Annotated in this window: 22 protein-coding genes and 1 tRNA gene; 11 read left to right on the top strand and 12 right to left on the bottom strand. The window is 49.7% G+C overall.

The window, feature by feature from the left end; translation table 11 throughout:
* Window positions 1-144: 144 nt before the first annotated feature.
* Window positions 145-456 (top strand): high-potential iron-sulfur protein, encoded by a 312-nt coding sequence (locus KDD30_RS07605; RefSeq protein WP_211649151.1) that lies wholly within the window; start codon window positions 145-147, stop codon window positions 454-456.
* Window positions 457-542: 86 nt separating this feature from the next.
* Here the strand turns inward: KDD30_RS07605 and KDD30_RS07610 are convergent.
* From KDD30_RS07610 to thrS, 12 genes are all read right to left on the bottom strand, one after another.
* Window positions 543-616, bottom strand: a tRNA-Cys gene (locus KDD30_RS07610).
* 146 nt (window positions 617-762) lie between these two features.
* Window positions 763-1,545, bottom strand: a complete 783-nt coding sequence (gene btuD, locus KDD30_RS07615) for a vitamin B12 ABC transporter ATP-binding protein BtuD (RefSeq protein ID WP_211649153.1) — start codon at window positions 1,543-1,545, stop codon at window positions 763-765.
* Window positions 1,546-1,550: 5 nt separating this feature from the next.
* Window positions 1,551-2,543: a vitamin B12 ABC transporter permease BtuC gene (gene btuC / locus KDD30_RS07620; protein ID WP_211649155.1), complete on the bottom strand. Its 993-nt coding sequence runs from the start codon at window positions 2,541-2,543 to the stop codon at window positions 1,551-1,553.
* A 126-nt stretch (window positions 2,544-2,669) separates the two neighbouring features.
* Complete coding sequence (locus KDD30_RS07625) at window positions 2,670-3,716, bottom strand: succinylglutamate desuccinylase (RefSeq protein WP_211649157.1); 1,047 nt, start codon at window positions 3,714-3,716, stop codon at window positions 2,670-2,672.
* Window positions 3,717-4,008: 292 nt separating this feature from the next.
* Window positions 4,009-4,305, bottom strand: coding sequence for an integration host factor subunit alpha (ihfA, locus tag KDD30_RS07630; RefSeq protein ID WP_211649160.1), 297 nt, complete (start codon window positions 4,303-4,305; stop codon window positions 4,009-4,011).
* Between the two features lie 439 nt (window positions 4,306-4,744).
* Window positions 4,745-7,132 (bottom strand): phenylalanine--tRNA ligase subunit beta, encoded by a 2,388-nt coding sequence (gene pheT / locus KDD30_RS07635; RefSeq protein ID WP_211649162.1) that lies wholly within the window; start codon window positions 7,130-7,132, stop codon window positions 4,745-4,747.
* Between the two features lie 20 nt (window positions 7,133-7,152).
* Window positions 7,153-8,136 (bottom strand): phenylalanine--tRNA ligase subunit alpha, encoded by a 984-nt coding sequence (gene pheS / locus KDD30_RS07640; protein WP_211649171.1) that lies wholly within the window; start codon window positions 8,134-8,136, stop codon window positions 7,153-7,155.
* A 248-nt stretch (window positions 8,137-8,384) separates the two neighbouring features.
* Window positions 8,385-10,487, bottom strand: a complete 2,103-nt coding sequence (locus KDD30_RS07645) for a TonB-dependent receptor domain-containing protein (RefSeq protein ID WP_211649179.1) — start codon at window positions 10,485-10,487, stop codon at window positions 8,385-8,387.
* Window positions 10,488-11,001: 514 nt separating this feature from the next.
* Window positions 11,002-11,355, bottom strand: a complete 354-nt coding sequence (gene rplT, locus KDD30_RS07650) for a 50S ribosomal protein L20 (RefSeq protein ID WP_027252114.1) — start codon at window positions 11,353-11,355, stop codon at window positions 11,002-11,004.
* A 40-nt stretch (window positions 11,356-11,395) separates the two neighbouring features.
* A complete protein-coding gene (gene rpmI / locus KDD30_RS07655) occupies window positions 11,396-11,590 on the bottom strand; it encodes a 50S ribosomal protein L35 (RefSeq protein ID WP_211649181.1) in 195 nt (64 codons plus the stop codon).
* 96 nt (window positions 11,591-11,686) lie between these two features.
* Entirely contained in the window at window positions 11,687-12,238 is a 552-nt protein-coding gene (gene infC, locus KDD30_RS07660) for a translation initiation factor IF-3 (RefSeq protein ID WP_211649718.1), read from the bottom strand.
* A gap of 3 nt (window positions 12,239-12,241) precedes the next feature.
* Entirely contained in the window at window positions 12,242-14,170 is a 1,929-nt protein-coding gene (gene thrS, locus KDD30_RS07665; protein ID WP_211649188.1) for a threonine--tRNA ligase, read from the bottom strand.
* A gap of 286 nt (window positions 14,171-14,456) precedes the next feature.
* On the opposite strand from thrS, the gene hutC reads away from it, so the two are divergent.
* From hutC to KDD30_RS07715, 10 genes are all read left to right on the top strand, one after another.
* On the top strand, window positions 14,457-15,164 hold the full coding sequence (hutC, locus tag KDD30_RS07670; protein WP_211649189.1) for a histidine utilization repressor: 708 nt from the start codon (window positions 14,457-14,459) through the stop codon (window positions 15,162-15,164).
* 299 nt (window positions 15,165-15,463) lie between these two features.
* Window positions 15,464-16,687 carry an imidazolonepropionase gene (gene hutI, locus KDD30_RS07675; RefSeq protein WP_211649190.1) on the top strand — a complete coding sequence of 408 codons (1,224 nt, stop codon included), beginning with the start codon at window positions 15,464-15,466 and terminating at the stop codon, window positions 16,685-16,687.
* A gap of 12 nt (window positions 16,688-16,699) precedes the next feature.
* Entirely contained in the window at window positions 16,700-17,707 is a 1,008-nt protein-coding gene (gene hutG / locus KDD30_RS07680; protein WP_211649191.1) for a formimidoylglutamase, read from the top strand.
* A gap of 25 nt (window positions 17,708-17,732) precedes the next feature.
* Window positions 17,733-19,415 (top strand): urocanate hydratase, encoded by a 1,683-nt coding sequence (gene hutU, locus KDD30_RS07685; RefSeq protein ID WP_211649192.1) that lies wholly within the window; start codon window positions 17,733-17,735, stop codon window positions 19,413-19,415.
* Between the two features lie 20 nt (window positions 19,416-19,435).
* A complete protein-coding gene (hutH, locus tag KDD30_RS07690; protein WP_211649196.1) occupies window positions 19,436-20,968 on the top strand; it encodes a histidine ammonia-lyase in 1,533 nt (510 codons plus the stop codon).
* A 429-nt stretch (window positions 20,969-21,397) separates the two neighbouring features.
* The gene (locus KDD30_RS07695; protein WP_211649198.1) at window positions 21,398-22,267 is read left to right on the top strand and encodes a fructosamine kinase family protein; all 870 of its coding nucleotides are present in this window, start codon (window positions 21,398-21,400) and stop codon (window positions 22,265-22,267) included.
* A 90-nt stretch (window positions 22,268-22,357) separates the two neighbouring features.
* Entirely contained in the window at window positions 22,358-23,011 is a 654-nt protein-coding gene (gene hxpB, locus KDD30_RS07700) for a hexitol phosphatase HxpB (protein WP_211649208.1), read from the top strand.
* Window positions 23,012-23,355: 344 nt separating this feature from the next.
* Entirely contained in the window at window positions 23,356-23,559 is a 204-nt protein-coding gene (locus KDD30_RS07705; RefSeq protein WP_211649210.1) for a CPXCG motif-containing cysteine-rich protein, read from the top strand.
* A gap of 174 nt (window positions 23,560-23,733) precedes the next feature.
* Complete coding sequence (locus KDD30_RS07710) at window positions 23,734-24,459, top strand: riboflavin synthase subunit alpha (RefSeq protein WP_211649212.1); 726 nt, start codon at window positions 23,734-23,736, stop codon at window positions 24,457-24,459.
* 406 nt (window positions 24,460-24,865) lie between these two features.
* The gene (locus KDD30_RS07715; RefSeq protein WP_211649220.1) at window positions 24,866-26,671 is read left to right on the top strand and encodes a diguanylate cyclase; all 1,806 of its coding nucleotides are present in this window, start codon (window positions 24,866-24,868) and stop codon (window positions 26,669-26,671) included.
* Window positions 26,672-26,708: the final 37 nt, after the last annotated feature.

A 26,708-nucleotide genomic window follows, 5' to 3' on the forward strand; every position in this document is an offset into this window, starting at 1 on the left:
CTTGCCAGCAAAACTATCCGTGATGACAAAAACTTAACACGGTGTTTTCTTAGCAGAATCCTGAATTCTTTCCCACAATTACCCCGTTCACCTGATTTTTGCGTGAACGGCATGTGAGCAAAACAACGATAAAGGATAATCCTCATGAAAGGATCAACAGACCGTCGACGTTTTCTGCGTCTGACCATGGCGGGCATTATTGGTCTCACCTTAGGTGATCAGGTCTTAAGGCGCCAGGTTCTGGCCAGTGAAGAACTGCCTCACTTGGCTGAAGATAATGCACAAGCTGCCGCACTGAAATATACCCATCAGTCTCCTCAGGAAGATCAACACTGCGGTAACTGTATATTGTTACAAGGTAATGAAGGTGATGAATGGCGTCCGTGTTCAATTTTCCCGGGCCATACTGTCAATGTGAAGGGCTGGTGCTCGGCCTGGACGGCAAAACCTGCGTGATCGACAACAAAGCCCGTTCTGCGGGCTTTTGTTTGCGAACGAAGCGCAGACAATTTGAATCAATAGGACTGAGAAAAGAAGATGAATGGAGGCGCGTCCCGGAGTCGAACCGAGGTCCACGGATTTGCAATCCGCTGCATAGCCACTCTGCCAACGCGCCTGAATTGAAGCTTGTCTCAGAAGACGTTGCGCATTATCCAAATCCTGACAGGAAGTACAAGCCTTTTCTCATTGTTTTGACTTAACTGATGATTCTTACAGCAATCAGGACCTCTCATTTGATTCGAACCCTCCAATAAAATCAGCTCAGTGAAAAAACAACCCGATACGATCCTGCAATTGGACCTGCTCTACTTTCGTGGCAAAGGTTCCCTCAAGACACGGCACGGTCATCACCTGATCCGGGCTTCCCTTCGCAACACAAGAACCACCTTTCAGCAATAAAACCCGATCCGCGTGCCTCAGTGCCCGGTTCAAATCGTGATTCGCCATAACAATCGCAATCCCCTGTTCAGACAGATAAGACAGTAATCGATACAAAGCCGCTTCCTGTCCGATATCCAATGCCGTTGCAGGTTCATCCAGCAGAAGTAAACACCCTTCTGGATTCAGTGATGGCCAGATTTGAAGGCATGCCGCCGCGATTCTGACCCGCTGCCATTCCCCACCCGACAATTGCTGAATATGCCTTGTCAGCTTATCCGTGATGGATAACCATGCACTTACCGACAGAATAGCCTGATGGATCATGTCTGAACCAGGCTCAGGCAACGCAGAAACAGACAGCTGCAGATACTGATACACACCCACGGCGAAGCCCGGTTTGTCCTGCTGAGAGAGATAACTGCGATATCTGGCCATATCTGCCAGATTCATCTCAGTCAGTAATGTACCCGCCAGAGCGACTTGGCCATGACAGGGAAATAAACCAGACAGACACTGAATAGCCGTGCTTTTCCCGCTGCCATTCGGCCCGATAAAATGAATCACCTCACCCCGGCGAACGGAAAAACTTAAGGGCAATAAGCGTGGCGGCATTGCGATATTTTCTGCCTGCAGGATAGTTTCCGTATTGTTTGTGATTGTCATCCGGTTTACTCCACCTGTGACCGCAGCAACATCCAGATAAACACAGGTGCTCCCAATGTTGTCGTGACGACACCCACAGGTAATTCTGCTGTTGGGAGTGCCACACGGGCAAGAACATCAGCAACAGCCAGCAGTAACGCGCCAAAGCCTGCGGACAGAGGCAATAAGAATCGATTCTCCGCTCCCAAAGCCAGTCGCAGTAAATGCGGAATCACCAGACCAATAAATCCAATCACGCCCGCCAGCGCCACAGAAGCCCCGACAAGCAATGCGATCACCAAGATCAACCGCCAGCGTAAAGCCGGAACATCCAGTCCGAGCTGACGAGCATGAATGTCGCCCAGCATCAGCACGTCCAGCTGCTTGCCACGGGTACAAAGCCAGACCAAGGCAGGGAAAAGTAATATCAATACACTTAAGTGCGACCAGCTCACGCCCCCGACGCTCCCCATCAGCCAATACATCAATTGCCGCTGACTGAGATCATCACTGAAATAGAATGCCCAAGTCACCACAGCGCCCGATAATATCCCCAGCGCCACGCCAATCAGCAGCAACCTTGTGGTCGACACCCGACGCATCCGCGCCAAACTGACCAGCAGAAAGGTAAAAACAAGCGCCCCTCCCATGGCAACCAGCATGGTCAGCCAGGGACCGGGAACCCAGGGTAAAAGAAAGAGTAAAATGACTAACGCCAGACTCGCTCCGCCCGAGATCCCCAGAACACCCGGCTCAGCAAGCGGGTTTCCGAGTAACACCTGTAACACAGCGCCTGAGGCCGCTAACGCCGCACCAATTGCCATTGCCGCAATCAAACGCGGCATACGAAGCTGCCAGAGTAATTGTTTTTCCAGCTCTCCCTGAGGCATCCAGGGCAGCATCCAAATTTCGCCAACCGACAGGGACAATAAGCCGCAGATCACCAGTAAAATTGCGACCAGCCAGAAACTGACTTTCCATTTCCATTGCCGCTGCTGCAATGTACGCTCTAAGTGCATGAATTTGATTATTTTCGATGGATGAACTCAGAGGGGAAACATACAGTGTCTGGCATAAAATGAAAAGCAAGCCGTTTCCGTTGGCTTGCTTTTTCAGTGTGACGCTTAAAAATAACGGAGATAAACTCAGATTTTGGCGATCACTTGATCCGACAATTCAATCTCGGCCTGTTGCACCAGAAGACAAGCGCGCTGCCCCAAAGCAACATTCGGATTTGGAAATACCACGGACTCCCCGCCTTTCGCAGCAATAAAAGTTTCACCTGCATCTGAGCCCAGCAGTTCACCTTCCGGGAAGTAGGTGAAATTGGCCTGATTGGCCGGGAAGGTAAATGAAAAGCCCTCTGTCCGCTTAGTTAAAGTCCGTGTCACCCGATAGACACAGACTTCTTTGTCGCCATCGTAGGCTGCCAGTGCATCTTTTGAAACCAATGCCAGCATCGCCTGATGAAATGCGTCCAGGCGCTGCAAGTCATTTTCCCCAAAACGGGCGACCCGGCCCAGCTCCATCGTCAGTGCCTGAGCGCCATAATAGTGCGCGCTGTACCAGCTGAATGTCGGTGAAGCTGAACCTGAAAGCATCATGGCTTCGATTTCAGCATGATGCAGGAAATTAAAGAGCGCCAGACCCCGGGTCTTCTTCTCACTGTAAGGGCTGACTGCAAAGGTATAGTGTGCAGAATCGCGAATCGCACTGTGTAAATCCAGATGCCAGCGCTCGGCATTTGGCTGCGGTGAATGCTGATAAAAATCATCCACGGCTTCCATCAGACGGTTCGCCTGAGTGCGATCCACATTGGTTTCTTCATTCACACCCGCGAATAGCCGGTTCATGTTTTCATCAATAAAACGGGTGTGCGCGTTAATTGCCTGCGGGTGTCCAATCATGAGTAGCAAACGGTGTTTTGGTACCAATTCGCCCAGCATGATTTGTTTAACCATCTTCTGAAGAAGCTCGATTGGCCCAGTTTCATCACCATGAACCCCAGAAGAGAGAATGATATCTTTGCTGTCAACTGACAGCGAAGGGGGCGTCACGGTCAGCACACCACGCGCGGCTAAATTGCAGCGAACGCCATTGTCCAGTTGCCACTGGCCTGCTTCAAAAGGTGCTGAAAGATTCAGCGTTGCAGAAAGGAAATCCCCTTGTTGAACAGCCGCTAGCAAAGTCATTGAACCTCCTCGTCCTTGCCATGTGATGTTCTTGAATGAAGGTTTTATGCAGCAGATGCAGATAAATAACCAAGAACACCAAAAATTGACATAATTTCAGCGAAATAAACTGCATTCACTATACATCTTGGCTACATAGTTTCAACAACATCTTGGGTCGAACGGTGAAGAATGAGACAACAGAAAGGTCTGGACGCTATGACGCTGGATACGAAGGGAGAACAGTGCATACGCACAAATGAAAAACCCAAGTAAGTACATCCCTTACTTGGGTCTTTAGAACTTAAACCGCTTACTTTTCGATTTTGATATTCTCAACGCGTGCTTTAAGCTTCTGGCCCGGGCGAAATGTCACCACTCGACGAGCCGAAATTGGAATATCTTCACCGGTTTTCGGGTTTCTTCCAGGCCGCTCATTCTTGTCACGCAGATCAAAATTACCAAAGCCAGATAATTTCACCTGTTCGCCACTTTCAAGTGCCTTTCTGATCTCTTCGAAGAAGACTTCCACCGTATCCTTGGCGTCCCGTTTGCTTAGTCCCACATTCTCAAACAGGTTCTCAGCCAAATCGGCTTTTGTGAGCGCCATAGATAACTCCCTCAAGACTATGTTGAACGATTAGTAAGCATATCCGAATATGCTTACTGCGAATTAGCCATTATTAGTCAGGTTTCCTACTATGCATTTAAATGCATTATAGACGTCACATCAGTGGCTGACCTTAACTAGTCACAAGTTTATGCCAACTAGCTGATTTCCGCCAACTTTTTTAGGTAAACTTATCGTCAAACCCTTGATTTAAATATACCGAAAAAGCATGACAACATGCATCTGGTTGTGCTTAAACTTGCAATCCGACAACAATAAATGCCAAAAAAACCACCCATACCAGTCAATATGACTGATAAAGTTAAGCGTATAAGGAATTTTTACTATTTATCAGAATCTTAGCTTTCTCTGGAAAAAAATCAAAAAAAAGCAGCCATCATGGCTGCTTTTTCATCAATTTCAAATGAAATACAGAAGCTTAGTCACGTAAGCTGGCGCCAAAGCGCTCACCCAACACAGCGACGATTGCTTCAACTGCTGTGTGAATATCTGCTTCTTCCAGGGTACGCTCCGCAGATTGCAGATAAAGTGCGATCGCCAGGCTCTTCTTCCCTTCTTCCACACCTTTACCACGGTACACGTCGAACAGGTTCACATCGGTCAGCAGATCTCCGCCGTTCATGCGGCATGCTTCAATAATATCACCCGCGGCAATTTCTTCTGCCACAACAACAGCGATATCACGACGGTTGGCCGGGAACTTAGAAACCGGTTTTGCCTGTGGAATCGCACGGCTTGCAACGGCCTGCCACTCGATTTCGAAAACAATGGTACGACCATTCAGATCGAACTTACGCTCCAGCTCCGGATGAACCGTACCGATAAAGCCAACTTCTTTGCCATCAATCAAGATTGCAGCAGACTGACCCGGGTGCAATGCCGGATGCTTCGCAGCCTTGAACGTAAAGTCAGCATTTTTCGAAGTCAGTTCCAGAACCGCTTCCAGATCACCTTTCAGATCAAAGAAATCAACGGTGTTTGTCGCGATGTCCCAATGCTCTTCACTACGGGTACCGGCAATCACACCAGCCAGCATGGTTTCCTGACGGATACCATTTTCAGCAGATGCGTCCGGAATAAAACGCATACCTGATTCAAACAGACGAACACGTGGCTGCTGACGCTTCTGGTTGAACGCAACCGTATTCAGCAGGCCAGGCCACAAGCTCAGGCGCATCGCAGACATTTCGGCAGAAATCGGGTGCGGCAGAATGATCGCATCGACATCCGGCACAATCAGTTTCTGTTGCTCAGGTTCAACAAAGCTGTACGTAATTGCTTCGTGGTAACCCCGGTCAACCAGCAGGTCCCGAACACGTTTCAGCGGCTGATTGGCTTCCTGATGCAGGTTCATGCTCAGGGCAGCAACAGGTGACTGAGTCGGGATATTGTTGTATCCGTAAATACGACCAACTTCCTCAACCAGATCCTCTTCAATAGCCAGGTCAAAACGCCAGCTTGGTGCGACCGCACGCCAGCCAGAATTTGTCGGCTCAACAATACAGCCCAGACGGCCCAGAATTTCCACGACATCTTCGTCAGAAACAAAGTGGCCCAGCAAGTTGTCCAGTTTGGTGCGGCGCAGAATAATACTGCGTTGTTCCGGCAGATGTTGTTCAGACTCTGCTTCAACGATCGGCGCAACGTCACCACCACAGATTTCAACCAGCAGCGCAGTTGCCCGCTCCATCGCTTTCGTTTGCAGCGCAGCATCAACACCACGCTCAAAACGGTGTGACGAATCCGTATGCAAGCCATAGCTGCGGGCACGGCCACGAATCGTATCCGGGGCGAAGAAAGCACACTCCAGCAGAACATCTTTGGTGTTTTCGCTCACACCAGAGTGCTCACCACCAAAAATACCCGCCATAGCCAGCGCTTTAGACTGATCCGCAATCACCAGCGTGTCGCTGTTCAGTTCAGCTTCAGTCCCATCCAGCAGCGTCAGTTTCTCGCCCTGCTCTGCCATGCGCACAATAATACCGCCGTCGATCTGATTCAGATCGAACGCATGCATTGGCTGACCCAGTTCAAGCATTACGTAGTTGGTGATATCAACAATCGGATCGATCGAACGAACACCACAACGACGCAGTTTTTCCTGCAGCCACAGCGGGGATTCAGCTTTCACGTTCACATTGCGAATAATGCGGCCCTGATAACGCGGGCAAGCTTCCGGTGCTTTGACTTCAATGGAGATTGTGTCGTCAATCGCAGGTGCAACCACGTCAAATACAGGTTCAGTCACCGCGGCACGGTTCAGAACACCCACTTCACGTGCCAGACCGGCAATGCTCAGGCAATCGGCACGGTTTGGTGTGAGATCAACATCAATGATGACATCATTCAGGCTCAGGAATTCGCGGAAATCCGTGCCGATCACAGCACTTTCCGGCAGTTCCAGAATGCCATCCGAATCCACATCAATGCCTAATTCAGAGAAAGAACACAGCATGCCGTGTGAAGGCTGACCACGCAGTTTCGCTTTTTTGATTTTGAAATCGCCTGGCAGAACAGCGCCCACAGTTGCCACTGCAACTTTCAGGCCCTGACGGCAGTTTGGTGCGCCGCAGACGATATCCAGCAGTTCTGCTTCACCCACATCAACTTTGGTGACACGCAGTTTGTCTGCATCTGGATGCTGACCACATTCAACGACCTGACCGACTTTGACACCGCTAAAGCTGCCTGCAACAGGGTCAATACCATCAACTTCCAGGCCCGCCATGGTGATCTGGTGAGCTAGTTCTTCGCTGTTGTTCGCAGGATTCACCCACTCGCGTAGCCAAGATTCAGAGAATTTCATAATTTGCTAGCCCCTAATGCTTACTTGAACTGTTTCAGGAAACGAAGATCGTTTTCGAAGAATGCACGCAGGTCATTCACGCCATAACGCAGCATGGTCAGACGCTCGACACCAATACCAAAGGCAAAGCCAGAGTATTTTTCCGGGTCGATGTTTACAGCGCGCAATACATTAGGGTGAACCATACCGCAGCCTAGGATTTCCAGCCACTTACCACCTTTACGACGAACATCCACTTCAGCTGAAGGCTCTGTAAACGGGAAATATGAAGGACGGAAACGAATTTCCAAATCTTCCTCGAAGAAGTTTTTCAGAAAATCGTGCAGAATCCCTTTCAGCTGTGCAAAGTTGACGTTTTCATCAACCAGCATCCCTTCCACCTGATGGAACATTGGGGTGTGAGTCTGGTCGTAATCGTTCCGGTAAACACGGCCCGGCGCAATAAAGCGCAGCGGCGGCTGGCTGGCTTCCATCGTACGGATCTGCACACCAGAAGTGTGCGTACGCAGCATCAGATCAGGATTGAAGAAGAAGGTATCGTGATCGGTACGAGCCGGGTGATCTTTGGCAATATTCAGTGCATCAAAGTTATGGAAACCATCTTCGATTTCCGGGCCGGACTCAACAGTAAAACCCAATTCACCAAAGAAGCTTTCAATGCGCTCCATGGTGCGGGTCACCGGATGCAAACCACCATTTTCAATACGGCGGCCCGGCAGGCTGACGTCGATGGTTTCTGCAGCCAGTTTGGCTTCCAGCTCAGCGCGCTGAAGTGCATCTTTACGTGCGGCAATTGCCTGCTGAACAGCCTGCTTCGCCAGATTGATCTGCTGACCGGCTTCGCGACGCTCTTCAGGTGGCAATTTACCCAAGCTTTGCAGTTGTAGGGTCAGTTCACCCTTTTTACCCATATACTGGACACGGACTTCGTCCAGAGCAGCGACTGAATCAGCCTGCTCAATTGCTGCCGTTGCGTTGGCAATAATCTCTTCTAGATGTTGCATCGTTTCCTCATCCACACTCAGGTGGCGTCCTTCAAGGGAGATGATAAATTCGCGTAACGATACATATTAAAGAAAGCTGGTGCTAAATCCAAACGCAATCGCGACTTAGCGGTGTATTTGCTTAAAAAAATTACCAGCTTGACCAATGAAAGTCAGGAATCCCTTCCTTTGTACAATCACTTTGCCTCGTTATCCCTCCGACTCCCGTAAATCAGGGAGCCGGACGCGCTCCCCTCAGCGCAATGGCATCACCATTTGTAGGCAACCGTCAGACGAAGATCACGCCCTGGACCCGCGACGCCGGATGACAAATAAGGTTCGTCATACCGATCCGTCAGATTTTTCACCGCGAGTCGGGTGATAAAATCCTGATTCGAAGGAACCGGTAGCCACTCCGCATAGAGCTCCTGCAGTGTATACGAGTTACTCGGCACGGATGGATAGAACAAATCATCTTTCGGTGTGGTTCTGTGCTGTTCATCGTACCAACGTACTGCCCAGCCAGTTGTCAGTCCTTCATACCACTCATAACCCAACCCCAGGTTCACATTGAGCGGTGCAATACCCGGCATGTACTCATTCCTGCCGGTGCTGTCTGCCAACGAGCCTTCATGTTTCCCACGCAGCAGACTGGCGGATAAATCCGTATACCAGCCATTCAGACGATAAAAGGCCCGGAAATCTGCACCATAAATATGGTAACCATCCAGATTCGTACGCCAGCCCTGTAACTGCTCCGTCGATTTTTCTCGCCGGCGCTGCGCGACATCATTTTCAACCTGATTCCAGTGCAGCGTCAGCTCGGCTGCAAGGTGGTCTCCATTGGTCAGGAAACCTTTTTCCTGATGCAGCGCGCCTAACTTATAGGCATGGATACGTTCCGGCTCCAGATCGCGGCTGCTGCTGATAGCTTTGCTCGCACGGGCATACTGAACCGAGTAAAGATCATCAATACTTGGGGCTTTCAGGCTGTAAGCATAAGCAAAGTTAAATTCTGTGGTCGGCAGCCACTGGTAATTAATCGCCAAACGGGGACTCCAGCCACGATGAGTCACTTCGCTGTAATCATGGCCAGCTTCCGGGTCGCTATAATCACTCGCCAGATTCCCCTTCCCTTCACTGACAATATAGTCATACCGAATAGAAGGCGTAATCAGCCATTGATCGGCCAGGTGATAATCATCTTTGAGATAGAAAGAATAGGTATCCTGCGTTCCGGAAGGCTCAAAATATGGCGTGTAGTAGCCATAATTTTTATTTTCACTCTTCGCTGCACTTTTATTGTACACATGGGAGTTTCGGTCGATCGATTTGTACTGCAATCCGGTTTCAACGACATGCTTGCCCAATTGGGCAGTGTTGGTCAGGCTGGCATAATCGCGACTGTAACTCAGCCAGGATTCATGACCGTAGTTCCCAACGCTGACGTACATGTTTTTCCAGGCGATGTCTGGGCGGATCCAGTGACGTTCGTTACTCGAGTGTGCCAGAACCAATTCGACATCAACCCACGGACTCATCGGAGAATACTGATAATTAAAGGTGGTCGTTTCATCCGTGAACGTATTATCTACGGTATAGGCATACAATGCTTGCTCGTAAGAACCGTACTTATCAATCAGCCGATCCATGATCTCCGGCATCTTATCCCGTCGTGTTGCCCATGGTTTCTGCCCGGTATCCTCATAACGGCTGTGGCTCAGCATGACACGATGATTCAGGCTTTCGTAAGTCAGTTTGGCCAGCATGTTTTGCTGCTCGTAAGCGGAATACGCCAGTTGTTCTCCATCACCGAGCGTGACATCCTCTGATTCACGGAAAACCCCGTTCACCAGATACTGCCAGTTTTCCCCCAGTAATCCGTAAACCGTCGCGCTGTAGCGTTGCAAATCATCGTTCGTGTGATAGCCAGCTTGCAAACGCACCCCGAAGGTATCACTGCCCCGCAAGAAATCAGATGCATCCTTGGTTGTCAGTTGCATGGTGCCGCCAAAACCACCATTACCGGTGCGGACTTCATGCGCTCCTTTGGTCAGATACACTTCACTGATCAATGCTGGATCGAAGAAAAAGCTGCCGTAACGATATTGCTGAAATCCAATCGGGGCGCCGTCTACCATAATATTGATGTCATCGGGATCAGAAAAACCCCAGATATTGATACGTTCACCACTGGAACGCGCGCCCCCATCAATACTCACCCCTGGAATGGCATCTGCCAGCTCAGCAAGATTTGTTGGCTGAAGCGCCTCAATTTCATCCAGAGTCATGGTGACTTCACCCGGCTGGGTCAATACGACAGGTTTGGTCATCCGTTCACCGATAACATCGATGGTTTCAACACCAGACATGTTTTCAGTCAATTGACTCGCCGACGTGACAGAAGAAGACAACGCGAGCAGAACCGCTGCTGAGCAGCTACTTAGCCTAAATAACATCATTTTTATCAAAAATTTAACCTGAGAATAGATAAACCGACCGAATATTATCCCAGCAGCGCATCCGATTAAATGAAAATAGTTATTATTTAGACAAAGAGAGATTTAAGTGCTGCGTTTTTCAGCAGAGCAAACGAAGTCATAAAGGAACGAGGTTGCTGCGAACAGGTGTATACAGCAAAGGAATCATGCCATTCAAAGTCAGTGAGTGTGATCAGAATAGCGCTGGAGAAATGTTTGAGAACAAGGCAGATTTTTTTCGATATGTTGTGATTCTACCATCAAAAAAATCTAACGCAGTTTTCAAGCATTTGAACAAGTTAGGGTGACCAATGATGAACTGCGATTGATATCAATAGAACGCTTTGGACAAACCAAAGAAAAAAGGAGAGCCGAAGCTCTCCTTTTCCATCAAACTGAACTGAAATTACAGTGCAGCTTTCGCTTTTTCAACCAGAACGGTGAAAGTCGCTTTGTCGAAAACAGCGATATCAGCCAGGATCTTACGATCGATTTCGATAGATGCTTTCTTCAGACCGTTGATGAAAGTGCTGTAGGTCATGTCGTTTTGACGTGCCGCAGCGTTGATACGTGCAATCCACAGTTGACGGAAAGTACGTTTCTTGTTGCGACGGTCACGGTAAGCGTATTGACCGGCTTTAGTAACTGCTTGGAAAGCTACGCGATATACACGTGAACGTGCACCGTAGTAACCTTTAGCTTGTTTAAGAACTTTTTTGTGACGTGCACGTGCTTGTACACCACGTTTTACGCGAGGCATAGGAAACTCCTAACTAAAATTAAACGAAAACCAAAAACAATTAAGCGAACGGAAGCATACGTGCAACTGCTGCCACTTCACATGCTGGAAGGATAGAGTTTGGACGTAGCTGACGCTTGTTCTTAGTAGTACGCTTAGTCAGGATGTGACGCTTAGTCGCACGCTTGTACTTAAAACCACCAGCAGTTTTCTTGAAACGCTTAGCAGCACCTTTGTTGGATTTCATCTTAGGCATGATGAGACTCCGCATTGTTGATAGTGAATAACATAGTAATCAGGCGAACAAAAAGCGCTGCGTTCAGCAGCGCTTTGTGCTACTTGAAGGCCTGAATTACTTCTTCTTAGGGGCAAGCATCATGGTCATTTGGCGACCTTCAACCCTAGTCGGGAAGCTCTCGACGACAGCGATGTCGGCCAGTTCATCCTTAATACGGTTGAGCAAGTCAATACCCAGACCTTGGTGGGCCATTTCACGACCGCGGAAACGCAGCGTGACTTTACCCTTGTTGCCCTCTTCTAAAAAGCGAGTCAGGTTGCGCAGTTTTACCTGATAATCGCCTTCATCTGTACCAGGACGGAATTTAACTTCCTTCACTTGGATTTGTTTTTGCTTTTTCTTTTGCTCTTTAGCAGCCTTGCTCTTTTCGAACAGGTACTTGCCATAGTCCATCACACGACAGACAGGTGGCTCGGCATTAGGGCTGATTTCAACGAGATCGACACCAGCTTCATTCGCTGCATTGATTGCTTCTTCAATCGAAACAACACCGATAGATTCGCCATCGATTCCAGTTAAACGAACTTCGCGTACGCCACGGATCTCACCATTGACACGGTGTGGGTTTTGCTTAACTGGTGCTTGAGTTCTTCTTCCGCCTTTAATACCTTATTCCTCCAAAACATTGAGCTTTCGACTGCTAATTTCTTGCTGCATGTAAGCAACAAAATCATCAATCTTAAATTTACCCAAATCGTTACCCTTGCGAGTACGAACCGCAATCTCGCCTGCTTCGACTTCTTTGTCGCCACAAACAAGCATATACGGAACTCGCTTCAAAGTATGTTCGCGGATTTTAAAGCCTATTTTCTCATTTCTCAAGTCCGCGTTGACTCTGATGCCACTTTTTTGCAGTTTTTCTACAACTTCACGTACATATTCTGACTGGCTGTCAGTAATATTCATGACGACTGCTTGTTGTGGCGCCAACCAGGTTGGGAAATAACCCGCGTATTCTTCAATGAGGATACCGATGAAACGCTCAAGTGAACCCAGAATCGCGCGGTGAATCATCACAGGTGTGTGACGTTCGTTATCTTCACCGACATAAGTGGCACCCAAACGCTCAGGCAGAGCAAAGTCTAGCTGAACTGTTCCGCACTGCCAAGCACGATCCAGACAGTCATGCAGCGTAAATTCGATCTTCGGACCGTAGAATGCCCCCTCACCTTCCTGAATTTCATAAGGAATGCTCATCGATTCCAGTGCAATTTTCAGGTCAGATTCAGCGCGATCCCACATTTCGTCAGAACCCACACGCTTTTCAGGACGAGTCGACAATTTCACAACAATATTATTGAAACCAAATGTTTCATAGGTGTCGTAAACCATCTTAATACAGGAAGTCACTTCTTCTTGTACCTGATTCTCGGTACAGAAAATGTGGGCATCATCCTGCGTAAAACCACGGACACGCATCAGACCATGCAACGCGCCTGACGGCTCGTTACGGTGGCAACTGCCGAACTCAGCCATACGCAATGGCAAGTCACGGTAAGATTTCAGCCCCTGATTGAAGATCTGAACATGGCCCGGACAGTTCATTGGCTTGATCGCATACTCACGCTTTTCAGACTCAGTCGTGAACATGTTCTCCGCATATTTGTCCCAGTGGCCAGAACGTTCCCACAGCACGCGGTCCATCATCAGCGGACCTTTCACTTCCTGATAATCATATTCAGTCAGTTTGTCGCGAACGAAGACTTCCAGCTCACGGAACACAGTCCAACCATTATGGTGCCAGAACACCATGCCGGGTGCTTCTTGCTGCATATGATACAAATCAAGCTGCTTACCCAGTTTACGGTGGTCACGCTTCGCGGCTTCTTCCAGACGAGTCAGATGCGCTTTCAGCGCCTTTTTGTCGTGGAATGCAGTGCCGTAGATCCGCTGAAGCATCTTGTTGTCGCTGTTTCCGCGCCAGTATGCGCCAGCAATATTCAGCAGTTTAAAGTGCTGACAGAAACTCATATTCGGCACGTGCGGGCCGCGGCACATGTCGATATATTCTTCGTGATGGTACAAACCCGGGCGATCATCGCGCGAAACGTTCTCGTCCAGAATTTCCATTTTGTAAGGTTCGCCGCGAGATTCAAAGGTATCTCGCGCTTCCTGCCAACTGACTTTCTTCTTGATGACTTCGTATTTGGTTTTCGCCAGCTCGACCATACGTTTTTCGATCTTTTCCAGATCTTCGGTGGTCAGCGGCTGCTCCAAATCGACATCGTAATAGAAGCCGGAATCAATTGTTGGGCCGATCGCCATTTTCACATCAGGATACAGTTGCTTGATCGCATGACCGAGCAGGTGAGCACAAGAGTGGCGAACGATTTCCAGACCGTCATCGTCTTTCGTGGTGATAATTTCCAGATTAGCGTCGTGCTCAATCAGATCAGACGCATCAACACGGGTACCATCAACACGGCCGGCAATACAGGCTTTCGCCAGACCAGGACCGATTGATAGCGCAACGTCCATCGTCGAAACCGGGTTATCAAACTGGCGTTGACTGCCGTCAGGAAGTGTAATTACAGGCATTCATTGATCCTATGTTCAGTGGTGCCACATACCAAGTAGCACATGCAAGTTTTTGTTTGACCGACTGCCAAGATGCAGTACGGTGATGAGATTGTGTCTGTTTCGGTATGAATTTTGGTACAAATCAAAATTTCTGACCCCAGACTAAGACGCGAATTGTAATGGATTGACTCATAAAACTAAAGGAGGAAAAGCCTTTGGGATGTGAGTCACTTGCAAAAAAAGGCAAAAGTTGCTTTCATTTGTATAGGCAATTTAAAAGCGTGTACGGCGCAGAGACAACACCATGGCAAACGCACCGCGTTATCAGCAAATCAAAGATTATCTCGATCAGAAAATTCAGAGCCGTGAATGGCCGCCGGGTTTCAAAATCCCAACCGAAATTGAGCTGTCCGAACAGTTTGAAGTCAGCCGGATGACGGCCAATAAAGCCATTAAAGAGTTAGTCAATGAAGGCTACCTGGAGCGAACACCACGTCTGGGGACATTTGTGTGTAATAAGAAGGCAGAGTCTCCCCTGATGGAGATCCGTAACATTGCCGCCGAAGTCACCAGTCGCGGCCACAAATATTCCAGTAAAGTGATCACCCAACAGCAAGTCAAAGCCAGAGATGATATTGCTTTAAGACTGGGTGTTCGCCATGACACCACGGTCTACTTTACACAAATCGTTCATTATGAAAACAGTGTCCCGATTCAGTTGGAAGAACGCTGGGTCAATCCGCATTTTGCCCCGGATTACATTCATCAGGACTTCACTTCACAGACCCCGAACGAATACCTGATGCAAACCTGTCCGCTGAGTGACATCGAGCACACGGTTGAGGCCATTTTACCACCGCCGCACATCAGCGAACTGCTTGAAATCGCTGACGCATCGCCATGCCTGCTGCTGAACCGTCGTACCTGGAGCAGCACCAACCTGATCAGCACCGCATTGCTTTACCATCCGGGCGACAAGTACAAACTGAGCTCAAGAACACGCGTGAGCTGATCCCGCCCTCGCCCCCTTCGACGCATTCAACACACGATCCTGTCACCAGCACCTGAACACTGATTCAGGTGCTGGCTTCACATTCACCACACCATTTCAGCCTTTCCTTTGCAGATGCCCCCAATCGGCTATGCGCCTGGTTGTACCTCAAAGCTGGATTTTTTCTGTATTGAATCAGATTGTTAATAGAATCATTCAATATCGATCACATTTTTATTACATCATGTCTTGAGTTTTATCTGATTTCAGACTTTAATTTGTATATACATAAACAACACACTCAAGAGACGCTGCATCCTATGGAACGCATTCTGACCCATCTGAACCTCGTCACCATGGCACCTGATCACGGATATCAGGTCATTGAGAATGCCATGGTGATCATCCGTGAAGGCAAGATCAGCTATGCCGGTCCCTATCAGGCTGACTTACTGAGCCAAACCAAGGGTGAAGTGATGGATTGCCAGCAAGCCCTTGTGACACCGGGATTGATTGATTGCCATACCCATCTGGTCTTTGCCGGTAACCGGGCCAATGAATTTGAGCAGCGTCTGAATGGCGTCCCCTACGAAACCATTGCCAAAGCTGGTGGCGGTATCTTGTCGACGGTGCGTGCAACCCGCGATGCCACAGAAGATGAATTGTTCTCGCTTGCGATGGAACGTTTGGCGGGCCTGAAGCGTGACGGCGTCACGACTGTCGAAATCAAATCCGGGTACGGCCTGACGACAAATGATGAACTGAAAATGCTTCGTGTGGCCCGCCGGATTGGCGAACAGGCCGATATCAAAGTCTCAACCACCCTGCTGGCGGCCCACGCGCTGCCCCCTGAATTTGCAGGACGCAGTGACGATTACATCACGCTGGTATGCGACGAAATTATTCCTGCAGCAGCAAAAGAAAACCTTGCAGATGCCGTAGACGTGTTCTGTGAAGGGATCGGATTTTCAACGGCACAAAGTGCACGAGTTTTCGAAGCAGCCAACGCCCACGGCCTGATGATTAAAGGCCATACAGAACAGCTTTCCAATCTGGGCGGCAGTGCACTGGCAGCCCGGATGGGCGCAAAATCAGTCGACCATATTGAGTATCTGGACGAAGCCGGTGTCGATGCGCTGGCAGCACACAACACAGTCGCGACCCTGCTACCGGGCGCCTTCTATTTCCTGCGGGAGACACAGCAGCCCCCGATTGCATTGCTTCGTGAAAAAGGCGTGCCGATGGCAATCTCGACCGATTTCAACCCCGGCACCTCTCCGATTGCTTCACTGCGCACCATGATGAACATGGCCTGCACTTTCTTCCGCTTAACGCCAGAAGAGTGCCTGCGCGGTGTCACCGTGAATGCGGCTCAGGCACTGGGCATGCAGGAGAGCTGTGGTCAGATTCAGGTCGGCATGGCCGCCGATCTGGCCCTGTGGCGCGTCAGTTCACCGGCAGAGCTGTCCTATCGGATGGGGGTTCCGGATTTAATTGCCCGCGTCGTGGACGGTGAATTCTTTTATCAACCGGACAACCGGTAAACAGGAGGCTGTATGCCAATCGAAATGAATGTCTGGCAAGGACGCAGTGATCCTGAAGACGGCAACAAAGGCTTGCGCTGGCATCAAAAAGTCCAGCCAGCCGATCAGGCGAATGACAGCGGCATAATGCTGCTGGGTTTTGCCTGCGATGAAGGCGTTTCCCGCAATAAAGGCCGGACAGGTGCCTATGATGCCCCCGTGGCGATTCGTCGCGCGCTGGCCAATCTGGCCTGGCATCACGAAGGACCCGTCTATGACGGCGGCAACATCAGCTGTGATGACGGCAATCTCGAGCTGGCCCAGTATCGTCTGGGGGAAGATGTCAGCCGCGCCCTGCGCCAGAAGCACAAAGTCATCGTTTTTGGCGGCGGACACGAAGTTGCCTGGGGCTCCTTTCAGGGGATTGGCAATTATTTGCTGCAAAAACAGCAGGTGATCGCAGAAGGCAGCGACGCCGCTCATCCGCCTCGGATCGGCATCATCAACTTCGACGCTCATTTTGATCTGCGCAACCCGCCGGGTGGCCAGCAATCAGAAAAAGGCAGTTCAGGCACCCCGTTTCATCAGGCTGCCCGCTTTTGTGAGCTGCACAACTGGCCGTTTAAATATGCCTGCCTGGGGCTGGCTCGCACCAGCAATACTCAGGCGCTGTATGAAAAAGCCGATCGCCTGGGCGTGCTGTACAAAGATGACCATGAACTGACTTATGCAAACATCGAGCAGACGCTGGTCGAACTGCAACGTTTCATTGACCAATGTGATCATCTGTATCTGACCATTGATCTGGATGTCTTCCCGGCAACCGTTGCCCCCGGCGTCAGCGCCCCGGCAGCACGCGGCGTGCCATTCGACATCGTTGAAATGCTGCTGGAACCGATTTTAAAAGCCAGAACCCCAAAAGGTGAATCCAAGATTCTCGTGGCGGATCTGGCGGAATACAACCCTCGTTTTGACATTGATCATCAAACTGCACGGTTAGCTGCACGGCTGGCCTGGACAATCGCCCGCGCGATTCGCTGATGCGAAAAGCGGCAAGGAGAGCAACATGACACAACAAGATTCACGACTGGACACAACCCGGACTATCAAAGCGCCAACCGGCACTCAGCTGAACGCAAAATCCTGGCTGACCGAAGCCCCGTTGCGCATGCTGATGAACAACCTGCACCCGGATGTGGCTGAACACCCACATTCGCTGGTTGTTTACGGTGGCATTGGCCGTGCAGCCCGTAACTGGGAATGTTATGACAAAATCGTTGAAGTACTGAAGCGTCTTGAAGATGACGAAACGCTGCTGGTTCAGTCGGGTAAACCTGTGGGTGTTTTCAAAACACACAGCAACGCACCCCGCGTCTTGATTGCCAACTCAAACATTGTTCCGCACTGGGCAAACTGGGAACACTTCAACGAGCTGGATAAAAAAGGCCTGATGATGTATGGCCAGATGACTGCGGGCAGCTGGATTTACATCGGCTCTCAAGGCATCGTTCAGGGCACATACGAAACTTTTGTTGCCATGGCCCGCCAGCACTTTAACGGTGATGCATCTGGTCGCTGGGTACTGACCGGCGGCTTGGGCGGCATGGGTGGTGCTCAACCTCTTGCTGCAACCATGGCTGGCTTCTCGATGATTGCGGTTGAATGTGATGAATCACGAATCGATTACCGCCTGCGAACTGGCTATGTAGATTGCAAAGCAACCACGCTGGATGAAGCTTTGGCGATTATTGAAGAATCAAAACAAACCGGCAAAGCTGTTTCCGTGGGCCTGCTGGGCAACGCCGCCGATATCTTCCCTGAGCTGGTGAAGCGTGGCATCGTGCCAGACTGCACCACAGACCAGACCTCAGCGCACGATCCGCTGAACGGCTATCTGCCAAAAGGCTGGACCATGGCATATGCAGCAGAAATGCGTCAGAAAGACGAAGCCGCCGTTGTCAAAGCTGCAAAAGAATCCATGGCCGTTCAGGTTCAGGCGATGCTGGATCTTCAGAAAGCCGGTTCTGCAACCGTAGACTACGGCAACAACATCCGTCAGATGGCACTGGAAGAAGGCGTAGAAAACGCATTTGATTTCCCTGGATTTGTACCGGCTTACATCCGCCCACTGTTCTGTGAAGGCGTCGGTCCGTTCCGTTGGGCTGCCCTGTCCGGCGATCCGGAAGATATCTATAAAACAGACCAGAAAGTCAAAGAGCTGATCCCGGATAACCCGCACCTGCACAACTGGCTGGACATGGCACGTGAGCGTATCCAGTTCCAGGGACTGCCGGCACGTATCTGCTGGGTCGGTCTGAAAGACCGTGCCCGTCTGGGTCTGGCATTTAATGAAATGGTTCGTAACGGTGAGCTGAAAGCGCCAATCGTCATTGGCCGTGACCATCTGGACTCAGGTTCTGTCTCCAGCCCTAACCGCGAAACCGAAGGCATGATGGATGGTTCAGACACTGTGTCTGACTGGCCGTTGCTGAACGCTCTGCTGAACACAGCGTCCGGGGCAACCTGGGTTTCACTGCACCACGGTGGTGGCGTAGGCATGGGCTTCTCCCAGCACTCTGGTATGGTGATTGTGTGTGACGGGACGGATGAAGCTGAAGAGCGCATTCGCCGCGTCCTGCGTAACGACCCAGGCACAGGTGTGATGCGTCACGCTGATGCCGGTTACGACATCGCCATCAACTGTGCCAAAGAGCAGGGCCTGGATCTGCCAATGATCACTGACAAATAATTCGAGCAGGAACACACACTATGTACGCATTAGAAATCATCCCGGGAAAACTGAATCTGAAGCAGCTGCGTGAAGTCAGCCGCAACCCGGTCACCTTATCTCTGCATGATTCTGCGCTCGAAGGCATGCGAATCAGTACCGAAGCTGTCGAGAAGATCATTCGTGAAGACCGTGTCGTATACGGCATCAACACCGGTTTTGGCCTGCTGGCCAACACCCGGATTGCGGTTGAAGATCTGGAAACACTGCAGCGCAGTATTGTCCTGTCACACGCCGCCGGTATTGGCGAATTCATGGACGACGCCACGGTACGTCTGATGATGGTGCTGAAGATTAACAGCCTGTCCCGTGGTTTCTCCGGCATCCGCCCTGAAGTGGTGAATGCACTGATCACGCTAGTGAATGCAGAAGTTTACCCATGCATTCCGAAGAAAGGTTCCGTCGGCGCATCCGGCGATCTGGCACCACTGGCACACATGAGCACCGTGTTACTGGGTGAAGGTCAGGCACGTCACAACGGCGAAATCATTTCTGGTGCTGATGCACTGAAAATTGCAGGCCTGGCACCGATTGTTCTGGCCCCGAAAGAAGGTCTCGCGCTGCTGAATGGTACGCAAGCGTCCACAGCCTTTGCGCTGGAAGGCTTATTTGCCGCAGAAGATCTCTTCTCTGCAGCGACAGTTTGCGGTGCAATGTCTGTTGATGCAGCGCTGGGCAGCCGTCGTCCGTTCGACCCGCGCATTCACAGCGTTCGTGGTCATCGCAGCCAGATGGATTCCGCAGCCGCTTATCGCCACATGCTGGATCACAACAGTGAAATCGGTAACTCCCATGTTGACTGCGAAAAAGTACAGGACCCATACTCTCTGCGCTGCCAGCCACAGGTGATGGGCGCGTGTCTGCAACAAATCCGTCAGGCGGCAGAAGTCCTGCTGGTTGAGTCGAATGCAGTGTCCGACAACCCGCTTGTTTTCGCGGAAGATGACGACATCATCTCAGGCGGTAACTTCCATGCAGAACCGGTTGCTATGGCCGCAGATAATCTGGCTCTGGCGATTGCCGAAATTGGCAGCCTGTCTGAGCGCCGCATGGCGCTACTGATTGACAGCGCACTGAGCAAACTGCCACCGTTCCTGGTCGATAATGGCGGTGTGAACTCAGGCTTTATGATTGCGCAAGTCACGTCAGCGGCACTGGCAAGCGAGAACAAGACCCTCGCCCACCCGGCTTCCGTCGACAGCCTGCCGACCTCTGCAAATCAGGAAGACCATGTTTCCATGGCAACTTTTGCGGGGCGTCGTCTGGCCGATATGGCAGAAAACACCCGTGGTATTCTGGCCGTCGAACTGCTGGCTGCGGCACAGGGTCTGGACTTCCGCACGCCGAATAAGAGCTCTGAGCGAATTGAAGAAGCGAAATCGCGTCTGCGTGAGCGTGTCACCTTCTACGACAAAGACCGCTTTTTTGCGCCGGATATCGAAAAAGCGAATCAGTTGCTGAAAGAAGCAAGCTATAACAACCTGATGCCTGAAGCGCTGCTCCCAAGCGTGTAATCCATCTGAGTTCGTGCATTTAAAATTGAAGCCGGGGAGATTGAACTGCCCCCGGCTTTTGTTTATCCACGATAGTCAATGTTCGCAGAGCTTCAGGCCACGCCTTATCCTTTCTCGTTATATCAATACGTTCTGATATAAATATTGAATTTCCTGCATCCCAATTGCCTGTTTTTGCTATTTAAGTCATTTCATCCACAAAGAAATAGTCTAAGCTGTGATGAGGTAAAGCCCAGGGCAATCAATTTCAGTCAATCAACAGGACTCATTCCAACAAATCATATTGACCTTATCCCGAAGCATTCAGTGCTGAGGATAAATATGTTGCCCTGATATTTGGCGTCATTTTCTTTTTACATTCAGCCCGACCCGGCTGTGTGGTTGTATGTTTTGATTTGTACCCAAACTGGTTTGTACCCGGAGGATGCTATGTGGCAAGCGATTTCCGATCAACTGTCAGACGCGCTTGGACAACCTTTCAATATTCAGGAACGGGACTCGCTTCCCGGTGGTGATGTCAACGATTGCTATTGCATCAGCGATGGCGACCAGAGGTACTTCATCAAACTCAATGAGAAAGAGTATTTAGGTGTGTTTGAAGCGGAAGCCGAAAGCCTTCGTGTACTCGGTGAAACCGAAACGGTCACGGTTCCGAAAACGCTGCATATGGGAATCAGCCGTGACAAAGCATTTCTGGTGCTGGATTTTCTCCCCATGAAAGCCATGGATACAGAGGCTGCGCATACCCTTGGACAACAACTCGCCCATTTACATCAATGGGGAGAGCAGCCCGAGTATGGCTTTGACATGGACAATTTTATTGGCCTGACCCCGCAGCCAAACCAGTGGCGGCGGAAGTGGTGCCGATTCTTCGCTGAACAGCGCATTGCCTGGCAGTTGCAGCTCTGTGAGGAAAAAGGCATCGACCTCGGAAATATCGATGTAATCACTGGCAATGTGATTGATATTCTCTCTGCGCACCAGCCCAAACCTTCCCTGCTTCATGGCGATTTATGGCATGGCAACACAGCGCTGAGTGTTGATGGCCCGGTGATTTTTGATCCTGCCTGCTACTGGGGAGACCGGGAATGTGATATTGCCATGACTGAATTATTCGGCGGCTTTCCCGACAGTTTCTACAATGGCTATCAGTCCGTCTTCCCGCTGGATGAGCACTACCACCAGCGTCGTGATCTGTACAATCTGTATCATCTGCTGAATCACTGTAATCTTTTCGGCGGCGAGTATCTGGATCAGGCCGAGCATTGCATTCGCAAACTCAACCTGGATCACAGATAAACCACCGGGAGAATCAACTACCGTCTTTATGGCTGAAGTGATAAGGTTCACACTCTTTCCTTTATCATTTCAGCCCGAGACAGGATTTACATGTTAAAAGCAGCAATTTTCGATATGGATGGCCTTCTGGTCGATTCTGAACCTTTCTGGCAACGTGCTCAGGTCGAGGTATTTTCATCGCTGGGTGTGACAATTTCTCAGCAGGAAACACTGGAAACCATGGGGCTGAGAATTGATCACATTGTGGATCTCTGGTTTGAACGTCAACCCTGGCAAGGCTCGAACTGTGCAGAAGTGAATACCCTGATCACCAAGCGTGTGGAAGCACTGGTGAAGGAACATCAACCCATGCTGCCGGGTGTTCGTGAGGCGATTCAAGCCTGTCAGGAACTGGACCTGAAAGTTGCGCTGGCGTCTTCCTCTCCGATGAGCCTGATTCACGCCACTCTGGATGCACTAGCGTTAACCGATGCTTTCAGTGCGCTGTTTTCTGCAGAGCATCTGCGTTTCGGCAAGCCTCACCCGGAAGTTTATCTGAATGCTGCAGACGCACTGGGTGTGTCGCCGCATGAATGTGTTGCGTTTGAAGACTCTCTGAATGGCTTACTGGCCGTAAAAGCCGCAAGAATGAAAGGGATCGCCGTGCCGGAAGCACACCTGAGCGCCGATTTACGCTGGTCGATTGCAGATAAAAAACTTAACTCGCTGCTCGAAGTAAATAAAGAATTAATTCTGAGCCTCTAATCAGCTTCAGGAATGATTGGCGTTTCATTGAAATCTCCTCTGAAATGCCAATCGTCTTATCTCACGGAAATCAGAATAATCACAAAGATACTGTGACATTTTTGACACAAAGTAACGCCACTCACTTCATATATTCATCCACTTGTCTACTCTGTCTTGAACAAGATGACCGCTCAGTTTTCGCCAAGACGTAAAACCCCACTGCAAATCAAAGTTTGTGGTTAATTCACGGCAAAAACTAATCCGGCTCGCTAGGATTAACTGAACGAACACGTATCAGTAAGGAAACTGACCGCGTTTTCTATGTGCCATCAAGTCTTAGGTACAGAGTTAAGGAGTCTCCAATGAAAAATTACAGTGAGCAGAGCGTCACTTGTCCGCATTGCGGCCACCATATTCGTATTACGCTGGATAGCAGTGCTGGCAGCCAGGAGTTTTATGATGATTGCCCCGCATGTTGTCATGCGATCCACCTGAACATGCAAGTGGATGATTTACACAAAACCATCCATTTATTCGTCGATGCGGATGATGAACAAATCTTCTGATTCATGCCCCCGTACAACCCATCGCCCTGCCAATGCGCAGGGCGATTTTCTTTCAATCGGACTTTGTCGTAGTCTTTTACACCCTGCAACGCCTCAGAAACGAAAGTGATATGATTCCGGATTCAAAGTGCAGGTGATAACATCAGCACTTCGCTACAACAGGGGAAACAAACAATGTTCACAGGTATCATCCAATCCGTCGCGGTGATTTCATCAATCCATGACCATCAAGGCATCAGAACGTTTCAAATCGACTTTGAACCCGGTTTCTGTGAAAACCTGGACATTGGCGCCAGCGTTGCCGTTGATGGGGTCTGCCTGACCGTGACCGAGATCATCACGCCAACACAAGTAAAGTTTGACGTGATGCTGAAAAGCCTTGAAATTACAACGCTCAGTGAATACAAACAGCACCAACGCGTGAATGTTGAGCGCGCCGCAAAAGATGGCGCAGAAATTGGCGGACACCCGCTCTCTGGACATATTGATTTCAACACGTCGGTCCTGGACGTGCAGCAAATCGACGATAACTATCGTATCCGTATTTCGATCCCACGTGACTGGGCGAAATATATCTTCCCGAAAGGCTACATCGCCTTGAATGGCGCCAGCTTAACTGTGTCTGACGTGAATAAACACGAACACTGGTTTGATGTCTGGTTAATCCCAGAAACACGCAGAATGACGACCTTTGAAGAAAAGCAAAGCGGCTCAAATATCAATGTTGAAATTGAGCGAGGTACTCAGGTTGTCGTCGATACGGTTCGCGACGCAATTGACGAAAAAATGGGCCCACTGATGCCACTTTTCGAAAAGTTCCTGGCTGCAAATAATGTGGACATTGATACCATTGGCCAAGCGGCCCAAAGAGCACTGTCAGATTCTGAAAATCAATCATAATCATGTGTTCTGGCTAGGGCGATTTGCCCTAGCTTTCCGGGCAATCAACACAACCGATGAACACGACTCCGGCTCGCCAGCCGAAACACCTCAGCCCTTTGCGATAAAAACGAATTAAAATCAACTAGTTGAACTCAGGTTAAGCAACCTTTCCCTGGCAACAACTCGCCTTAACAAAAGAAGACAATCGCTTTCAATCACAATACAAATACAAAAATTGTACACTTGTGCCAAAAAATTGTGATTCATTTGTATTTGATACAGCAAGTCATTATCCTTACAAACCGTGCTGTTTATTTGCAAAATTTTGCTTCACTACTATCACATGCCCAAGACACCGACGAACCATCTGGGATTTCGAATCCAGTTAACGCTTATCACCATCATCCTGATCAGCACAATCGGGGTGAGTTCGATCTGGTATAAAAGTTCGGAGCGTGCTGTCTCCCTCGCGATAGAACAATCGTATCGGCAAAACAACGATGTGGTCAAAGACCATCTGGATGACTACTTCAATCAAATCCGCCTCATCTACAAACAGCAGGATTTGAAAGACAACGCGCTTGAGGCACTGATTCATAACAAAGACCAAATGCAGCGCTATCTCATTGAAGCATTAAGACAACACCCGACCATCGAGCATTTTTACTTTGCAACACCTGACGGTGGGATCAATTTTGCAGGACGAAAGCCCGATACCCTGCGGTATCACTTGCCACAAAGCTATGCAAACTTCTTCGAACTGGTTGAAACAGACCAGTTGAAAGCAGGTCGCTTGAATCGCTATGTACTCCATCCACTGAAAAATGAAAAAATCCTGATTGACGACCTGTCTATTTATGATGCGCGCAAACAGCCCTGGTTCTATGAAGCCTTATTGAGCAAAGATGCCGTCTGGAGTGAATTGATCGAACAGCAAAAGAAGCAAGGGGAGCTCAGCCTCACTTTGTCAAAAGCCGAATACAGTGATACCGGCAAGTTTCTTGGCATCTGGGGCATGGACATTCATCTCGCACCACTGCTCGATGAACTGACACAATCCAAAATCAGCCCGAACAGTATCATCACAATTCTGGGGCGTCAGGGTACCATTCTCACCAGCACCCATCCTGCGCATCGTTCGAAATTCACAGAACTTAGCACCATCAGTCCGCAACAAACCCCTTTGTTATTTGAAGTCTGGAAATACAGATATGGGCATGATGCCAGTTCCAGGCCCGTTTATCAGTTCAGCTATGATGGAAAAGACTGGCTGAGCTATACCGGTTATTACCCGCTGGATGGTGACGATCGAATCACGATCATGATGCTGTCTCCAATGAGTGATTTTACGGCGGTCTTCTTTACCGCAAAAAATACGGCGATCATCCTGACGCTGGTACTGATTCTGATCGCAACCTTATATGGCCTGTATGGCAATCGATACATTCTTTCTCCTGTGCAGCAACTCACACGGGCCATTAATAACATCAGTCTGGGCAAATGGGGCCAAACACTTGATCTGAACCGCAGTGATGAATTGGGAAAACTCGCTGATGCTTTCGACAATATGAGCCGGCACCTGGAATGGACCATTACACATTTAGATCGGGAGCGTCAGGAAACAACCCGTCTGAATATTTTACTGGAGAGGCAGAATCAGGAACTGGAAGCCAGAGTCACCGCACGGACTGCTGAACTCAAAGCAGCGAACAATCAGTTGGAGAAGCTGGCATTCTATGACCCTTTAACCAATGCACCCAATCGTCGTTATTTCTGGCAGCGCTTCAACGAAACCAAAAAGCAAGGACCATGCTGGCTGATGTTGCTGGATGTGGACGACTTTAAACAATTTAATGACACCTATGGGCACCAGGCCGGAGATTTCGCATTGCAGCATCTGGTCAGTGTCTGTGACGAAATGCTGCAGACCCCTGATTTCATGGGTCGCGTTGGTGGAGAAGAATTTGCCATTTGCAGCCAACTCAGCGACCCACATCAGGCCTATGCTTTAGCAGAGCAAATTCTGGAAACTCTCTCGACAACACCGATTGTTTTCGAAGCGTCACAACTCACCATTACAGCCAGCATGGGTATGGTCGAATGCGAGCCTGGCAGCACCAGTTGTTACGCACGGGCTGATAAACTCTTGTATCTAGCCAAGCGTACCGGAAAAAATCAGGTGTTCATGGAAAGCATGAAGGATCGAGCCGAAAAGAATGCGATCGTTTGAATAAAACATTGTCTGATCATTTGGAGCCGATATAATC

It is taken from the genome of Photobacterium sp. GJ3, assembly GCF_018199995.1.
Lineage (GTDB): Bacteria > Pseudomonadota > Gammaproteobacteria > Enterobacterales > Vibrionaceae > Photobacterium.

Coding starts and splice junctions, on each gene's coding strand:
- hutI (WP_211649190.1), top strand. CDS start 15,464: ATGGAACGCATTCTGACCCATCTGAACCTCGTCACCATGGCACCTGAT.
- ihfA (WP_211649160.1), bottom strand. CDS start 4,305: ATGGCGCTCACAAAAGCCGATTTGGCTGAGAACCTGTTTGAGAATGTG.
- hutG (WP_211649191.1), top strand. CDS start 16,700: ATGCCAATCGAAATGAATGTCTGGCAAGGACGCAGTGATCCTGAAGAC.
- KDD30_RS07605 (WP_211649151.1), top strand. CDS start 145: ATGAAAGGATCAACAGACCGTCGACGTTTTCTGCGTCTGACCATGGCG.
- KDD30_RS07710 (WP_211649212.1), top strand. CDS start 23,734: ATGTTCACAGGTATCATCCAATCCGTCGCGGTGATTTCATCAATCCAT.
- hxpB (WP_211649208.1), top strand. CDS start 22,358: ATGTTAAAAGCAGCAATTTTCGATATGGATGGCCTTCTGGTCGATTCT.
- KDD30_RS07705 (WP_211649210.1), top strand. CDS start 23,356: ATGAAAAATTACAGTGAGCAGAGCGTCACTTGTCCGCATTGCGGCCAC.
- pheT (WP_211649162.1), bottom strand. CDS start 7,132: ATGAAATTCTCTGAATCTTGGCTACGCGAGTGGGTGAATCCTGCGAAC.
- KDD30_RS07645 (WP_211649179.1), bottom strand. CDS start 10,487: ATGTCTGGTGTTGAAACCATCGATGTTATCGGTGAACGGATGACCAAA.
- btuC (WP_211649155.1), bottom strand. CDS start 2,543: ATGCACTTAGAGCGTACATTGCAGCAGCGGCAATGGAAATGGAAAGTC.
- hutH (WP_211649196.1), top strand. CDS start 19,436: ATGTACGCATTAGAAATCATCCCGGGAAAACTGAATCTGAAGCAGCTG.
- rplT (WP_027252114.1), bottom strand. CDS start 11,355: ATGCCTCGCGTAAAACGTGGTGTACAAGCACGTGCACGTCACAAAAAA.
- hutU (WP_211649192.1), top strand. CDS start 17,733: ATGACACAACAAGATTCACGACTGGACACAACCCGGACTATCAAAGCG.
- rpmI (WP_211649181.1), bottom strand. CDS start 11,590: ATGCCTAAGATGAAATCCAACAAAGGTGCTGCTAAGCGTTTCAAGAAA.
- pheS (WP_211649171.1), bottom strand. CDS start 8,136: ATGCAACATCTAGAAGAGATTATTGCCAACGCAACGGCAGCAATTGAG.
- btuD (WP_211649153.1), bottom strand. CDS start 1,545: ATGACAATCACAAACAATACGGAAACTATCCTGCAGGCAGAAAATATC.
- thrS (WP_211649188.1), bottom strand. CDS start 14,170: ATGCCTGTAATTACACTTCCTGACGGCAGTCAACGCCAGTTTGATAAC.
- KDD30_RS07695 (WP_211649198.1), top strand. CDS start 21,398: ATGTGGCAAGCGATTTCCGATCAACTGTCAGACGCGCTTGGACAACCT.
- KDD30_RS07625 (WP_211649157.1), bottom strand. CDS start 3,716: ATGACTTTGCTAGCGGCTGTTCAACAAGGGGATTTCCTTTCTGCAACG.
- hutC (WP_211649189.1), top strand. CDS start 14,457: ATGGCAAACGCACCGCGTTATCAGCAAATCAAAGATTATCTCGATCAG.